This window comes from Acidovorax sp. GW821-FHT09B03 (assembly GCF_059418305.1).
On sequence record NZ_JBWKPP010000002.1, the window covers coordinates 543,670 to 558,738 of the forward strand.

Consider the following 15,069-nt stretch of genomic DNA (forward strand, 5'->3'; position numbering starts at 1 on the left):
GAGGGCCCGTTTTCTTTGGGGGGTGATCAGTGCAGCAGGTCGTTTCCGGGGGCCTGCGGCTGGACGCGGAAGAAGCCCGTGCCCGCGCTGCCCTGGCCGATCTCGTCCTCGGTCGCCTCACGCACCGACTGCACCTGCAGCTGCAGGCGCAGCGCAATGCCGGCCAGCGGGTGGTTGCCGTCCAGCACCACATGCTCCGGGTAAATTTCGGCCACCGTGTACAGAACGTCGCGCGGCGCGTCGGGGTTCACACCCTCGGGCAGGGCTGCGCCGTCGAAGGTCATGCCTTCCTCGATTTCCGGGGGGAACAGCGAGCGGGGCTCCAGGAACAGCAATTGGTCGTTGAAGTCGCCGAAGGCATCTTCGGGTTCCAGGTGCAGCGCCACCGAGGCCCCGGCACTGTGGCCCTGCAGGGCCTCCTCGATACGGGGCAGGAGGTCATCGCCCCCCACCAGGAACTCCACCGGCTCGTCGAGCACGTCGAGTTCCTCGCCAAGGGTGTCCTTGAGGATCCAGGTCAAAGCGACCACGCATTGTTCGGTAATTTCCATAGGAGAATTGTCGCAGTTTGACCAACCGCCCTGCAAAGGGCCGCACAGTACCCATGGACGCCCACCAACCCCTGACCCTTCTGGGCGGACTCACCCCTGCCCAGTTCATGCGCCGCCACTGGCACAAGAAGCCTCTCCTTGTGCGCCAGGCGATACCGGGCTTCGAGGCGCCGGTGCAGCGTGCCGCGCTGTTCGACCTGGCCGGGCAGGAGGGGGTGGAGTCGCGCCTGGTGCAGCAGCTGCGGGGCGCCTGGAAGCTGCGCCAGGGGCCGTTCACGCGCCGCGCGCTGCCCTCGCTCAAGCAGCCCGACTGGACGCTGCTGGTGCAGGGCGTGGACCTGCACGATGGCGGCGTGCACGCGCTGATGCAGCAGTTCCGCTTCGTGCCCGAGGCGCGCCTGGACGACCTCATGATCAGCTACGCCAGTGACGGCGGCGGCGTGGGCCCGCACTTCGACAGCTACGACGTGTTCCTGCTGCAGGCCCAGGGCCGGCGGCGCTGGCGCATCGGCCGCCAGAAGGACCTCGCACTCAAGGAGGGCATCCCCCTCAAGGTGCTGGCCGAGTTCGAGCCCGAAGAGGAGTTCGTGCTCGAGCCGGGCGACATGCTCTACCTGCCGCCGCGCTATGCGCACGATGGCGTGGCCGAGGGCGAGTGTATGACCTACTCCATCGGTTTTCGCGCGCCGGCGCGGGCCGAGCTCGCCAACGAGCTGCTCGTGCGCCTGACCGATGAGGGGGAGGAAGGCGACGTCCCGGTGCTTTACCGCGACCCCCGCCAGGAGGCCGTGGAGCAGCCCGCGGCCATCCCGGCCAGCCTGCAGGACTTTGCGCGCGAGGCGCTGGCGAAGGCCCTGGCCGAGCCTCTGGCGCTGGAGCGCGCGCTGGGCGAGTACCTGACCGAGCCCAAGCCCAATGTCTGGTTCGACCCCGACGAATCCGGCGCCATGATCGAGGGCGTGGTGCTGGACCGCCGCACCCGCATGATGTATGACGCGCAGCATGTGTTCATCAACGGCGAAAGCTACCGTGCCGCCGGCCGCGACGCCACGCTGATGCGGCGCCTGGCCGACCAGCGGCGCCTGTCCGAGCGGGAGCTGGCGCGCGCCAGCGACGATGCGCTGGAACTGATATCGTCCTGGTGCGATGCAGGATGGGCCCATTCCGATACCGAGGAACCGCAGGAGGATTGACCGTGACGCAGGATTCGAGCACCCCACCGTCTGTCGTTTTGCCAAGCGAGCTGCCTTCGGGCCGGTTTGCCAGCCGCGAGACCTTCATTCAACTGGTGCGCGATGCGCTGGCCACGGCGGCGCGCGAGGGCTGGGGAGAAATCGTGGTCAGCGACGCGAATTTCCACGACTGGCCGCTGGGCGAGCGTGCGGTGGCCGAATCGCTGCAGGCCTGGGCGAAGACGGGCCGGCGCTTCACCATGCTGGCCGGCTCCTACGACGACGTGATCCGCCGCCACGCGCGCTTTGTGCGCTGGCGTGGCACCTGGGACCACATCATCACCTGCCGGCGCGCCGGATCGGCCGATCCGCTCGACATTCCCAGTGTGTTATGGTCGCCGCAATGGGTGATGCACCGGCTGGACCCCGAGCGCTGCGTGGGCGTCACGGGCACGGAGCCCGATCGCCGTGTGCTGGTGCGTGAAACGCTCAACGACTGGCTGCACGGAAAAAGTGCACCGGGCTTCCCGGCCTCCACCCTCGGCCTGTAGGACAAGCGCCCGACTTGGTGTTTCCAGGCCTTGCACCATGTGAAGGCATGGTAAACCTTGCATCGGTGTTAGTCAGTATTGACTAAATGCCAATATAATCGGCGGCTGCGCCGAAATGGTGCTACTCAAGTGCACTGTGCCAATGCGCAAGGGCTTTTCAGGAGCCGGGCGCCGTGGCTTTTCAAGATTCTGTCTGTCCAACTAGGAAAAATCCAATGAAGAACTCTCTCGTTCTGGCCGCCCTGATCGCTGCTGCTGCCCTCGCTGCTTGCGGCAAGAAGGAAGAACCCGCTCCTGCACCAGCACCCGCACCCGTGGTTGCCCCTGCTCCAGCCGCTTCCGAGCCAGCTCCAGCACCTGCCGCTTCCGACGCAGCTCCTGCCGCTTCGGACGCAGCCGCTGCTGCGAACGCTGCCGCCACGGCCGCTACCGCTGCTGCCAGCGCTGCTTCGAACTAAGCACGCCTGAACCCTGGCCGCGCCCCGGCGCCGGCCTGTGGTTCGGAAGCCCGCCCTCGACAGAGTGCGGGTTTTTTTTCGCCCGCCCGCAGGGCACTCGGCCAGGCGGACAGTGCTCAGAAGAGCGATGTGGGCAGGGGTGGTGGCGACAGGGGGCCGCTGGGAGCGGGCTGCTCGCCCACCGTCAGCCAGCCCGTCCCGTGGGCCTGGTCGGCCACGGCGATCAGCTCTGGCGCCCATTGCAGCGCGCCCGCCAGTGCCTGGCGGGCCAGCTCGGGCGTGTTGTTGCGTGCGCTCAGGTGGGCCGCCACCACCCATTTGAGGCCATCGTGCCGCACCGCCTGCACGATGGCGGCCGTGGCCTGGTTGGCCAGGTGGCCGTAGGCGCCCCCCACGCGGCGCTTGAGGAAGGCCGGGTAGGCCGAGGCGGCCAGCAGGTCCGGGCAGTGGTTGGCCTCGATGAACAGGGCGTGGCAGCCCGCCACCTGTTGCAGCACATGGGGCGTGGCATGGCCCAGGTCGGTGAGCAGGGCCAGGTCGTGGGCGCCGTCGGTGCAGCGCAGCTGCAGGGGTTCGCGCGCATCGTGCGGCACCGTGAACGGCCGAAACGACAGGGGGCCGAGCTCGATCCCCTGCATGTCCTGCGCCACCTGCAGCAAGCCATCGAAATCCGGCGCACCGATGGCCATGTGCGTGCCCTGGCTCATCCACACCGGGATGCGGTGGCGCAGGGCCAGCAGGTGCGCGCAGCCGATGTGGTCCGAGTGCTCATGGGTGATGAACAGGCCGTCGATCTGCGCGATCTGCAGGCCGGCTGCCGCCAGGCGGGTCTCGAGCTGGCGCGGGCCGATGCCGCAGTCGACCAGCAGGCGGCGCGTGTGCAGGCCGTCGCTGGCCTCCACCACCGTCGCATTGCCGGCGCTGCCGCTGGCGAGGTTCTTCAAACGCAGCATGGTCTCAAATGCATTGCGCCTGGGCCCCACCCCGTGGGGTGGCGTCCAGGCGCAACAAGGGGGTCAGGTCTCGGTGGGGCTTACTTGAGCTCGTCCGCGATCACGCGCACGATGCGCTCGGCGTTGGCCGAGGATTCGGGCGAGCCGCCTTCGTTGAGCACCGACACGGTGGTCGACTCACCCTGGCTGCGCACCACGATGCGGTACTTGAGCGGCGGCACGGCGGCCGGCGAGCGGCTGAACAGCTTGCCGAAGAAGCCGGCATCCTTCTTGTCGGCATTGGGGGCCACGTAGCGCACGAAGTACACACCGTCATTGCGGTTGCGGTCTTCCACGGTGAAGCCGGTGCGGTCCAGCGCCACGCCGACACGGCGCCAGGCGCGGTCGAAGCCTTCGTTGATCTGCACCACGGGCACGTTGTTCAACGTGGTCACGTTCGCCGATTGGGCCACCGGCGCGGCGGCGGCCACGACGGCCTTGGACTGCTCCTGGCTCACGCCCAGCCTGACCATCAGGCGGCGCAGGAATTCGGTCTCCAGCTCGGGGTCGGCCGCGCGGGGCTGCCAGACGGTCTGGTCCTTGGTGGTGTTGCTGTAGACCTCGACCATGCCGCGGTGCGTGATGTAGACCTCGGTGCCGCCGGCGGCATTGCGCTCCAGGCGGGTACGGAAGCGGTCACGCTCGCCGGTGGAATACAGCGAGTCGATCACCTTGCCCAGCGTGGAGCGGATCAGGTCCTGCGGCAGCTTGGCGCGGTTCTCGGCCCAGTCGGTTTCCATGATGCCCAGGTTGGCCTGGTCCAGGTCCAGCGTGAAGCCGTTCTCCAGCCAGAAGTCGCGCACGGGCTCCCACAGCTTGTCGGCGGGGCGGTCGATCACCAGCCAGCGCTTGTTGCCTTCGCGCTGGATGCGCACGTCGCCCAGTTGCGCAGCGGCCGCATTGGCCGTGCCCGAGGGTTGGGCGGCCTGGCTGGCCTGCAGGGCCGCGGCCGACACGGCACCGCCGGGCACGTTGTAGCGGGAGTCGCGCGAGAGCTGCGTGAGGTCCGGAGGCACCTCCAGCGTGGAGCCCTTGGCAGCGCTCTTGTAGTCGATCTTGTCGCCTTCGAGGGCGGAGCAGGCGGACAGTGCCAGGGCAAGGGCCAGCAGGCCCGCTCGGGTAGTAACAGCGTTCACGCGAAATTCCTTGGAGTGTCAGGGTTCGGGCGCAGCCCGGGTTAGATCAGGCTGGCGGAGCGCAGGGCCGCCTCGACCACGGCTTCATTGGCCGGGCTCAGCGGGGTCATGGGCAGGCGCAGTGTGCCACCGCACAGGCCCATGCGGGCCACGGCCCACTTCACGGGAATGGGGTTGGCTTCGACGAAGAGCTGCTTGTGCACGGGCATCAGCTGGAACTGGATTTCCATGGCGCGCTGGACATTGCCCGAGGTAGCGGCCACGCACAGCTCATGCATCAGGCGCGGGGCCACGTTGGCGGTCACGCTCACGTTGCCATGGCCGCCGCACAGCATCAGGGCCACGGCGGTCGGATCGTCACCCGAGTAGATGCCGAAGCCCTTGGGGGCTTCGCGGATCAGCCACTGCGCGCGTTCGATGTTGCCCGTGGCTTCCTTGATGCCGATGATGCCAGGCACCTGGGCCAGGCGCAGCACGGTGTCGTGCTGCATGTCGGCCACGGAGCGGCCGGGCACGTTGTACAGGATGGTGGGCAGGTCGCCCACGGCCTCGGCGATGGCCTTGAAATGCTGGTACTGGCCCTCTTGCGTGGGCTTGTTGTAGTAAGGCACGACCTGCAGCTGCGTGTCGGCGCCGACCTTCTTGGCGAAGCGGGCCAGCTCGATGGCCTCGGCCGTGGAGTTGGCGCCGCAGCCGGCCATGATGGGCACGCGCTTGGCCGCCTGCTCCACCGACACGCGGATGATCTCGCAGTGTTCCTCGACGTTCACCGTGGGGGATTCGCCCGTGGTGCCCACGACGCCGATGCAGTCGGTGCCTTCGGCGATGTGCCAGTCGATCAGTTTGCGCAGCGCTGGATAGTCGACGCTACCGTCCTCATGCAAGGGGGTGACGAGGGCGACGATGCTGCCAGTGAGTGGCACTAAGGAAGATGTCATGTCCGCAGTGGTGAACGGGATAAAAGAGCATTCTAACTAGCCGGACCGGCCAGCAGATGTCTTGAGGGTGCCCCGGCGTGCGCAAGTTCCCGGATGGCCGTGATGCGCTGCACGAAACGCGCAGGTTCTTCGAGGAAGCCGTCCTCGTAGGCCACGGTGCGCAGCCCGCTGCAGGCCGCCAGCAATTCGCCCGGTTGCAGCAGGAATTCGGGCCGCGCTGGGCGGCCCACCGTTTCGTTACCGTGTGCAAAGGTTTCGTAGACCAGTACGCCGCCCGGCGCCAGGCTGGCCAGCAAGGTGGGAAACAGCGGCCGCCAGAGGTAGTTGGTGACCACCACGGCGCCGAACTGTCGCCCGGCAAAGGGCCAGGGGCCGTTTTCGATGTCGGCGCAGACCATTTCGCCGAGCGGGGCTCCTGCGGCCACCGCCTCGGGGGATCGGTCCACCCCCACCACCGCATGGCCCAGGCGGTGCAGCCAGCGCAGGTGGCGGCCGGCGCCGCAGGCCACGTCGAGCACGGTGCTCTGGGGCGCGATCAGGGCCGACCAGCGGCGTACCCAGTCCGAGGGGGTGTCAGATCCGTGCATGCGCGCTATCTATCAGAAGCAGTTCCACACCTGGTCGGCCAGCATCACCATGAATTCGGGCACGGTGTACAGGCCGAACACCGCCAGGCAGGCCAGGACGGCCGCCCCCCAGGCCAGCACCCGCCACACCAGCGGCAGGGCCGGGGGGCGGGCGGGTGGGTGGTCGGGCGCGGGGTGCATGGTCAGGCCTGGAAAAAGGGGTTGCCAGCGATCATGCCGGCACGGGCGCCGCACGCTGGATAGGGCTTTCCTTGACGGGGAGGTTCACCAGCGCGGCGAAGATACCCAGCGCGATGGAGATGTACCAGACGATGTCGTAGCTGCCCGTGGCATCGTACAGGTAGCCGCCCAGCCACACCCCCAGGAAGCTGCCGATCTGGTGGCTGAAGAACACGAAGCCGCCCAGCATGGACAGATGCTGCACGCCGAAGATCTGGGCAATCGTGGCATTCGTCGGCGGGATGGTGGACAGCCACAGCGTGCCCATCACGGCCGAGAAGACATAGACCGAGGCCGGCGACAGTGGCACCACCAGGAAGATGGCGATGGCCACGGCCCGCGCAAAGTAGATGAAGGCCAGGATGAAGCGTTTTTGCAGGCGCTGGCCCAGGGTGCCGGCAATGTAGGTGCCGAACACGTTGAACAGGCCGATCAGCGCCAGCGCATAGCTCGCCACCTGGGGCGACAGGCCATGGTCCTTGAGGTAGCTGGGCATGTGCACGCCGATGAACACCACCTGGAAACCGCAGACGAAGTAGCCGGCCATCAGCAGCGTGAAGCTGGGGTAGCGGAAGGCCTCGAACAGCGCCTGGGCAATGGTCTGGTCGCGCTTGACCGGGGCCGTGCCCTTGAAGCCCGGCTCGCGCAGGCCGAAGGCCAGGGGCACGATGAGCAGCACCGCCAGCGACAGGGTCAGCAGCGCCTGCTGCCAGCCGAAGCTGGCGATCAGCCAGCCCTCCATGGGCACCATGAGGAACTGGCCGAAGGAGCCGGCCGCCGCGGCCACGCCCATGGCCCAGGAGCGCTTTTCGGGCGCGATCTGGCGGCCCAGCACGCCGTAGATCACCGCATAGGTGGTGCCCGCCTGGGCGGCGCCGATCAGCACGCCCGTGGTCAGCGCGAACAGCAGCGGCGTGGGCGACAGGGCCATGCCCGCCAGGCCCGCGGCGTAGAGGGCGGCGCCGGCCAGCAGCACGCGGAAGGCGCCGAAGCGGTCGGCCGCCATGCCGGCAAAGATGCCGATCAGGCCCCAGGAGAGGTTCTGGATGGCGATGGCCAGGGCAAAGGACTGGCGCGTCCAGCCCATTTCCTGGGTGATGGGCAGCAGCCACAGGCCAAAGCCGTGGCGGATGCCCATGGACAGGGTCACGATGGCCGCGCCGCACGCGAGCACCTGGAACATGGACAGTTTCGGAGGATGCATAGACATGCGCAGAATGTAGCCAGATTGGCCGCAATCTGCCCGCACACCACCAAACAGTACAGTTGGGGGTGATGTGGCTGTATTTTTATACAGTCTTTGCTGCGTCGCACTACAATCCGCCGCATGTCTGCCAAACCGTCTCCCGTCTCCGCCAGCGAATATTCCGAAGGCTCGATCCGCGTGCTCAAGGGCCTGGAGCCCGTCAAGCAGCGCCCGGGCATGTACACCCGCACCGACAACCCCCTGCACATCATCCAGGAGGTGCTGGACAACGCCGCCGACGAGGCGCTCGCCGGCCATGGCAAGAAGATCAAGGTCACGCTGCACACCGACGGCTCGGTCAGCATCGAGGACGACGGGCGCGGCATCCCCTTCGGCATGCACCCCGAGGAGAACGCCCCGGTGATCGAGCTGGTGTTCACCCGCCTGCACGCGGGCGGCAAGTTCGACAAGGGCAAGGGCGGTGCCTACAGCTTCTCGGGCGGCCTGCACGGCGTGGGCGTGAGTGTGACCAACGCCCTGGCCACCCGCCTGGAAGTGAGCAGCCACCGCGAGGGCAAGGTCGCCCGGCTGGTGTTCTCGGCCGGCGACGTGGTCGAGCCCCTGGTGACCCGCGCGCTGGAAGCGGGCGAGCGCAAGCAGGGCACGACCGTGCGCGCCTGGCCCGATGCCAAGTATTTCGAGTCGAGCGCGCTGCCCATGGGCGAGCTGACCCACCTGCTGCGCAGCAAGGCCGTGCTCATGCCCGGCGTGTCGGTGACCCTGGTCAACGAGAAGACGCGCGACACCCAGACCTGGCAGTACAAAGGCGGACTGCGCGACTACCTGATGCAGACGCTCAGCGGCGACCCGGTGATCCCGCTCTTCGAGGGCGAAGGCTTTGCCGACCGCAACAACGAGAGTTTTGCCGAGGGCGAGGGCGCCTCGTGGTGCGTGGCCTTCACCGAAGACGGCCAGCCCATGCGCGAGAGCTACGTCAACCTGATCCCCACCAGCGCTGGCGGCACGCACGAAAGCGGTCTGCGCGACGGCCTGTTCAACGCCGTCAAGAGCTTCATCGAGCTGCACAGCCTGCTGCCCAAAGGCGTCAAGCTGCTGCCCGAGGACGTGTTCGCGCGTGCCAGCTACGTGCTCTCGGCCAAGGTGCTGGACCCGCAGTTCCAGGGCCAGATCAAGGAGCGGCTGAACTCGCGCGACGCGGTGCGCCTGGTCTCGGGCTTCGTGCGCCCGGCGCTCGAACTCTGGCTCAACCAGCATGTGGACTACGGCAAGAAGCTGGCCGAGCTGGCCATCAAGGCCGCGCAGACGCGCCAGAAGGCCGGCCAGAAGGTCGAAAAGCGCAAGGGCTCGGGCGTGGCCGTGCTGCCCGGCAAGCTCACCGACTGCGAAAGCAAGGACATTGCCCACAACGAAGTCTTCCTGGTCGAGGGCGACTCGGCCGGCGGCAGTGCCAAGATGGGCCGTGACAAGGAAAGCCAAGCCATCCTGCCGCTGCGCGGCAAGGTGCTCAACACCTGGGAGGTGGAGCGCGACCGCCTGTTCGCCAACAACGAGATCCACGACATCTCGGTGGCCATAGGCGTGGACCCGCACGGCCCCAATGACACGCCCGACCTGTCGGGCCTGCGCTATGGCAAGGTCTGCATCCTTTCGGACGCCGACGTGGACGGCTCGCACATCCAGGTGCTGCTGCTCACGCTGTTCTTCCGCCACTTCCCCAAGCTCATCGAAACCGGCCATATCTACGTGGCACGCCCCCCGCTGTTCCGCGTGGACGTGCCGGCCCGCGGCAAGAAGCCGGCCGCCAAGATGTATGCGCTGGACGACGGCGAGCTCACCGCCATCCTCGACAAATGCGCCAAGGACGGCGTGGCGCGCGAAAAGTGCCAGATCAGCCGCTTCAAGGGCCTGGGCGAGATGAACGCCGAGCAGCTGTGGGAAACCACGCTCAACCCCGACACCCGCCGCCTGCTGCCCGTGCAGCTGGGCGACATGGACTTTGCCCAGACCGAGGACCTGATCACCAAGCTCATGGGCAAGGGCGAGGCGGCCTCGCGGCGCGAGCTGATGGAACTGCACGGTGATGCGGTCGAGATCGACATCTGAGCGGCTGCGACTGCTGTGCGCGGGCCTGCTGCTGGGCCTGGTGCAGACGGCCGCCCATGCCGACCTCTGGGCCTATGTCGACCCGCGCGGCGTGACGCACTTCGCGCCCGAGCAGGTGGATGCCAACTACCAGCTGTTCTTCAAGGGCAACGAGTTCGACTCCACGCGCGATGCGCCCGCTGGCGCGGCCACCCTGCCCCATGCCCTGCCGCCCGCCGGGGCCCGGCTGCTGGCGTTCTTCGACATCGCGCCCGACTACAAGCGCGTCAAGCACCACCTGCGCGCGGCTGCGGCCAAGCACGAGGTGGACTACGAGCTGCTGCAGGCGCTGATCGCCACGGAGTCGGGCTTCGATGCCGATGCCGTGTCGCCCAAGGGCGCCGTGGGGCTGATGCAGGTGATGCCGGCCACGGCCGCCCGCTTCGGCGTGAGCGCCGACGCCAGGCGCTCGGTGGAGAAGAAGCTCACCGACCCGGCCGTGAATGTGCCCACCGGCACCCGCTACCTGCGCCACCTGCTCGACCTGTTTCCCGAGCGCCTGGACCTGGCGCTGGCCGCCTACAACGCGGGCGAGGGTGCGGTGCAGCGTGCGGGCAACCAGATCCCGGCCTACAAGGAAACGCAGAACTACGTGCGCACGGTGATGGGGCTGTACACGCAGCTCAAGCCCCCGGCTCCGGTGAAGGCGCAGCGCGCCGTCTCCGGCCGGGTGCGCATGGAACTGCAGGGCGGCGCCCTGAACCGGGGGAACCTTCCGCCCAACCGCGTGGCGCAGACGCCCGCAATGACCGAACCTCCTGAATCCAGCAAGAACGAATGAGCGACCAACCCACTCTCGATTTCCCGGCCTCCGACGACGGCGGCGACTCCCTGGGCCTGGCCGGCTACGCCCAGCGCGCCTACCTGGAGTACGCGCTCTCGGTCGTCAAGGGCCGGGCCCTGCCCGACGTGTGCGATGGCTTGAAGCCTGTGCAGCGGCGCATCCTGTACTCCATGGACCGCATGGGCCTGGGCTACAGCGGCCCCACGCGCAACACGGCGGCCAAGCCGGTCAAGAGCGCCCGCGTGGTGGGCGACGTGCTGGGCCGCTTCCACCCGCACGGCGACCAGTCGGCCTACGACGCGCTGGTGCGCATGGCGCAGGACTTTGCCCAGCGCTACCCGCTGATCGACGGCCAGGGCAACTTCGGCAGCCGCGATGGCGATGGCGCGGCGGCCATGCGCTACACCGAGGCGCGCCTGTCGCGCATCACCAGCCTGCTGCTCGACGAGATCGACGAAGGCACGGTCGATTTCATGCCCAACTACGACGGCTCTACCTCCGAGCCGCGCCAGTTGCCCGCGCGGCTGCCCTTTGCGCTGCTCAACGGTGCCAGCGGCATCGCCGTGGGCCTGGCCACCGAGATCCCGAGCCACAACCTGCGCGAGATCGCCGATGCCTGCGTGGCGCTGATCAAGACGCCTGCACTCTCGCAGGAAGACCTGCTGGCCCTGGTGCCCGGCCCCGACTACCCCGGTGGCGGGCAGATCATCAGCGCTGCGTCCGACATCGCCGACGCCTACCGCACCGGCCGCGGCAGCCTCAAGGTGCGCGCGCGCTGGAAGATCGAGGAACTCGCGCGCGGCCAGTGGCAGCTGGTGGTCAACGAGCTGCCGCCGGGCGTGAGCTCGCAGAAGGTGCTCGAGGAGATCGAGGAGATCACCAACCCCAAGGTCAAGGCCGGCAAGAAGGCGCTGAGCCAGGACCAGACCCAGCTCAAGGCCAGCATGCTGGCCGTGCTGGACGTGGTGCGTGACGAGTCGAGCAAGGATGCGCCGGTGCGCCTGGTGTTCGAGCCCAAGACCGGCAAGACCCCGCAGCAGGAGCTGATCACCGCACTGCTGGCGCACACCAGCCTGGAAACCTCGGCACCGATCAACCTGACCATGGTCGGCCTGGACGGCCGGCCGGTGCAGAAGTCGCTGCGGCTGATGCTGGAGGAGTGGATCTCCTTCCGCCAGACCACCATCACCCGCCGCTCGCAGCACCGCCTGGGCAAGGTGCTGGACCGGATCCACATCCTCGAAGGGCGGCAGCTCGTGCTGCTCAACATCGATGAAGTGATCGCCATCATCCGCCAGTCCGACGATCCCAAGGCCGCGCTGATCGCCCGCTTTGCATTGAGCGACCGCCAGGCCGAGGACATCCTGGAACTTCGCCTGCGCCAGCTGGCCCGGCTCGAAGCCATCAAGATCGAGCAGGATCTCAAGGACCTGCGCGACAGCCAGAGCAAGCTCGAAGACATCCTGAACAACCCCGGCTCGCTGCGCCGCCTGATGGTCAAGGAGATCGAGGCCGATGCCAAGACCTTCGCCGACCCGCGCCGCACGCTGATCCAGGCCGAGAAGAAGGCCGTGGCCGAAGTCAAGGTGGTGGACGAGCCCGTGACCGTGGTGGTCTCGCAAAAGGGCTGGGTGCGTGCGCGCACCGGCCACGGCCACGAGGCGGCAAGTTTTGCCTTCAAGGCCGGCGACGGCCTTTACCGCACCTTCGAGTGCCGTACGGTCGACACCCTGCTGGCCTTCGGCAGCAATGGGCGGGTGTACTCGGTGCCGGTGTCGGTGCTGCCCGGCGCGCGCGGCGATGGCCAGCCCGTGACCACGTTGATCGAGCTTGAATCGGGCACGCAGCTCCTGCACTACTTCGCGGGGCCGGCCAGTGCCAGCCTGCTGATGTCCAACTCGGGCGGCTACGGTTTCCTGGCCTCGGTGGAGAACATGGTCTCGCGCCAGAAGGGCGGCAAGGCCTTCCTCACGCTGGGAGAGGGCGAGACCGTCTGCCCGCCCTCGCATGCCGCGGGCAGCACCGGCGGCCAGCCGCTGGCGCCGGCCACGCACGTGGCCTGTGCCTCGGCGGGTGGGCGCATCCTGACCTTCGAGATCACCGAGCTCAAGACCATGGCCAATGGCGGCCGCGGCCTGATGCTGATCGACCTGGAGCCCAAGGACACGCTGGCCGGTGCCGCGGCCTACACGCGCAGCATCCGCATCGAGGGCATTGGCCGCGGTGGCAAGGAGCGTGAGGAAACCCTCGAGATCCGCTCGCTCAACAATGCCCGCGCCGCCCGGGGACGCAAGGGCAAGGCGGCCGACCTGGGCTTCAAGCCCTCGGCCGTGACGCGCATCGAGTAGGGCACAAGCTGTCGCCAGCAAGCCACCCACCCGGGTGGCTTTTCTTTTGGTGCGCCGCAACAGTCCACGGGTTGCTACGGATTGGACGAAAGGCGGGAACGGGCGCACTATATGTAAAAAAGTGTCTGCCGTGGTGCGGGCGTGGTCTGGCCGGTTTGTGCGACGATGCAGCAAGCCCACCTGGCGGTGGCCGGCAGACCTTGAAACCATCGACAACGACAGGAGACCATGATGTTCCAACGCATCCGGATTGCCCAGAAACTGTGGCTCGCCGTCATTTTCATCGTCGTCATGCTGGCCGGCGTGGTGGGCTTTTCGGCCTACCGCTCGGCCAAGGTGCAGGCCGAGGCGGACGTGGTTGCCCGCGAGATGCAGACCCGCGTGAACACCGCCATCCGCTGGGCGGGGCTGACCGAGACCAATGCCGCCCGCACCCAGGCGCTCATCGTGAGCAGCGATGCGGCGGTGGAGGCCGAGTTCAAGGACGTGATTGCCGCCACCTCGGCGCAGATCACCGAGGTGCAGAAGTCGCTGGAGGCGATGGCCCTGTCCGATGCGGACAAGGCGCAGATGGCCAAGATCGCCGACGCCCGCAAGACCATGATCGACCTGCGCGGCAAGGCGCGCCAGCTCAAGACCGATGGCAAGGCCGAGGAAGCGGTCACCCTGGTCAAGCAGACCTACAACCCGGCCGTCGCGGCCTACCTCACGGCGCTGCGCGATTTTGTCGACCTGCAGCAGAAGACCGCGCAGACCCGCCTGGCCGAGATGTCCGAGTCGCGCATGCTCACCGTGAAGATTGCGGCCGTGGCCGTGGCGGCGCTGCTGGCCGCCATCATTGCCGGCGCCTACTACCTGATCGGCAGCATCCAGCGCCCGCTGGCCCAGGCCAATGACCTGGCGGCCAAGATCGCGGCCGGCGATTTGAGCGAGCAGGGCGCGGTGACACGCGGCGACGAGTTCGGCGACCTGCTGCGCTCGCAGTATGCAATGAGCGACTCGCTCGGGCGCATGGTGCACCAGGTGCGCCAGAGCACCGACAGCATCGCCATCGCCAGCGCCGAGATCGCCACCGGCAACCATGACCTGTCGGCGCGCACCGAGCAGACGTCGAGCAACCTGCAGGAGACGGCGGCCGCCATGGAGCAGTTCACCAGCACCATCGCCCAGAGCGCGACCAGTGCGCGCCAGGCCAGCACCCTGGCCGCCAGCGCCACGGGCGTGGCCGAGCGCGGTGGCGCGGTGGTCACCCAGGTGGTCTCCACCATGGAGGACATCAACCACAGCAGCAAGAAGATCTCGGACATCATCGGCACCATCGACGGCATCGCCTTCCAGACCAACATCCTGGCGCTCAATGCAGCGGTGGAGGCCGCGCGTGCCGGCGAGCAGGGCCGGGGCTTTGCCGTGGTGGCCAGCGAGGTGCGCAGCCTGGCGCAGCGCAGCGCCGAGGCCGCCAAGGAGATCAAGGCGCTGATCAGTGCCTCGGTGGAAAAGGTGGAGACCGGCAGCCGCCTGGTGGCCGATGCGGGCAGCACCATGACCGACATCGTGCGTTCGGTGCAGAGCGTGACCGACATGATCGGCGAGATCACCTCGGCATCGTCCGAGCAGAGCCTGGGCATCAACCAGGTCAACCAGGCCGTGGGCAACCTCGATCAGATGACGCAGCAGAACGCCGCGTTGGTGGAAGAGAGCGCCGCCGCCGCCCAGAGCCTGCGTGAGCAGGCCGAGCACCTGGCGCAGGTGGTTTCGGTGTTCAAGGTCAACGGGGCCGCCTATGGCGGCGTGGCGCCGCCGATGCGCGCGGCGCACACACCGGCGCCACCGGCCCGGCCGGCTGCCAGCACCAAACCCACCGCACCGCGCATCACCCAGGCAGCCGGCAAGCCGGCCGCAAAAGCCGCTGCGCCCGCCAAGGCCGCGCCCGCACGCTCACCAGCCCTGGCCCAGGGGGCGGAGGAGGACTGGGAGTCGTTCTGAC

Annotated in this window: 14 protein-coding genes; 7 read left to right on the plus strand and 7 right to left on the minus strand. The window is 68.0% G+C overall.

Going from position 1 to position 15,069, the window contains the following annotated elements:
• Positions 1-26: 26 nt before the first annotated feature.
• Positions 27-551 (minus strand): FKBP-type peptidyl-prolyl cis-trans isomerase, encoded by a 525-nt coding sequence (locus tag AC07PA_RS05845; protein WP_007859216.1) that lies wholly within the window; start codon positions 549-551, stop codon positions 27-29.
• A 53-nt stretch (positions 552-604) separates the two neighbouring features.
• Between AC07PA_RS05845 and AC07PA_RS05850 the strand changes: the two genes are divergently transcribed.
• From AC07PA_RS05850 to AC07PA_RS05860, 3 genes are all read left to right on the plus strand, one after another.
• Complete coding sequence (locus AC07PA_RS05850; protein ID WP_007859215.1) at positions 605-1,744, plus strand: cupin domain-containing protein; 1,140 nt, start codon at positions 605-607, stop codon at positions 1,742-1,744.
• 2 nt (positions 1,745-1,746) lie between these two features.
• On the plus strand, positions 1,747-2,274 hold the full coding sequence (locus AC07PA_RS05855) for a hypothetical protein (protein ID WP_007859213.1): 528 nt from the start codon (positions 1,747-1,749) through the stop codon (positions 2,272-2,274).
• A gap of 215 nt (positions 2,275-2,489) precedes the next feature.
• Entirely contained in the window at positions 2,490-2,732 is a 243-nt protein-coding gene (locus tag AC07PA_RS05860) for a hypothetical protein (protein ID WP_081497403.1), read from the plus strand.
• Between the two features lie 116 nt (positions 2,733-2,848).
• Here AC07PA_RS05860 and AC07PA_RS05865 read toward each other — a convergent pair whose 3' ends face one another.
• The 6 genes from AC07PA_RS05865 to AC07PA_RS05890 all read right to left on the minus strand — a co-directional run bounded on the left by AC07PA_RS05865 (position 2,849) and on the right by AC07PA_RS05890 (position 7,814).
• On the minus strand, positions 2,849-3,685 hold the full coding sequence (locus AC07PA_RS05865) for an MBL fold metallo-hydrolase (protein ID WP_007859211.1): 837 nt from the start codon (positions 3,683-3,685) through the stop codon (positions 2,849-2,851).
• 80 nt (positions 3,686-3,765) lie between these two features.
• Entirely contained in the window at positions 3,766-4,860 is a 1,095-nt protein-coding gene (gene bamC, locus AC07PA_RS05870) for an NlpB/DapX family lipoprotein (protein WP_494609279.1), read from the minus strand.
• 41 nt (positions 4,861-4,901) lie between these two features.
• The gene (dapA, locus tag AC07PA_RS05875) at positions 4,902-5,798 is read right to left on the minus strand and encodes a 4-hydroxy-tetrahydrodipicolinate synthase (protein ID WP_007859208.1); all 897 of its coding nucleotides are present in this window, start codon (positions 5,796-5,798) and stop codon (positions 4,902-4,904) included.
• A gap of 32 nt (positions 5,799-5,830) precedes the next feature.
• Entirely contained in the window at positions 5,831-6,385 is a 555-nt protein-coding gene (locus tag AC07PA_RS05880) for a class I SAM-dependent methyltransferase (RefSeq protein ID WP_494609280.1), read from the minus strand.
• Between the two features lie 12 nt (positions 6,386-6,397).
• Positions 6,398-6,565, minus strand: coding sequence for a hypothetical protein (locus tag AC07PA_RS05885; RefSeq protein WP_494609281.1), 168 nt, complete (start codon positions 6,563-6,565; stop codon positions 6,398-6,400).
• A 31-nt stretch (positions 6,566-6,596) separates the two neighbouring features.
• Positions 6,597-7,814, minus strand: coding sequence for an MFS transporter (locus AC07PA_RS05890; protein ID WP_145696951.1), 1,218 nt, complete (start codon positions 7,812-7,814; stop codon positions 6,597-6,599).
• 117 nt (positions 7,815-7,931) lie between these two features.
• Between AC07PA_RS05890 and AC07PA_RS05895 the strand changes: the two genes are divergently transcribed.
• The 4 genes from AC07PA_RS05895 to AC07PA_RS05910 all read left to right on the plus strand — a co-directional run bounded on the left by AC07PA_RS05895 (position 7,932) and on the right by AC07PA_RS05910 (position 15,068).
• A complete protein-coding gene (locus AC07PA_RS05895; protein ID WP_007859200.1) occupies positions 7,932-9,914 on the plus strand; it encodes a DNA topoisomerase IV subunit B in 1,983 nt (660 codons plus the stop codon).
• A complete protein-coding gene (locus AC07PA_RS05900) occupies positions 9,892-10,734 on the plus strand; it encodes a lytic transglycosylase domain-containing protein (RefSeq protein WP_035205845.1) in 843 nt (280 codons plus the stop codon). The genes AC07PA_RS05895 and AC07PA_RS05900 overlap by 23 nt, the downstream gene beginning before the upstream one ends.
• Positions 10,731-13,085: a DNA topoisomerase IV subunit A gene (gene parC / locus AC07PA_RS05905; RefSeq protein ID WP_494609282.1), complete on the plus strand. Its 2,355-nt coding sequence runs from the start codon at positions 10,731-10,733 to the stop codon at positions 13,083-13,085. Before AC07PA_RS05900 ends, parC begins: the two co-directional genes overlap by 4 nt.
• Positions 13,086-13,316: 231 nt before the next feature.
• A complete protein-coding gene (locus tag AC07PA_RS05910; protein WP_494609283.1) occupies positions 13,317-15,068 on the plus strand; it encodes a methyl-accepting chemotaxis protein in 1,752 nt (583 codons plus the stop codon).
• Position 15,069 lies beyond the last annotated feature (1 nt).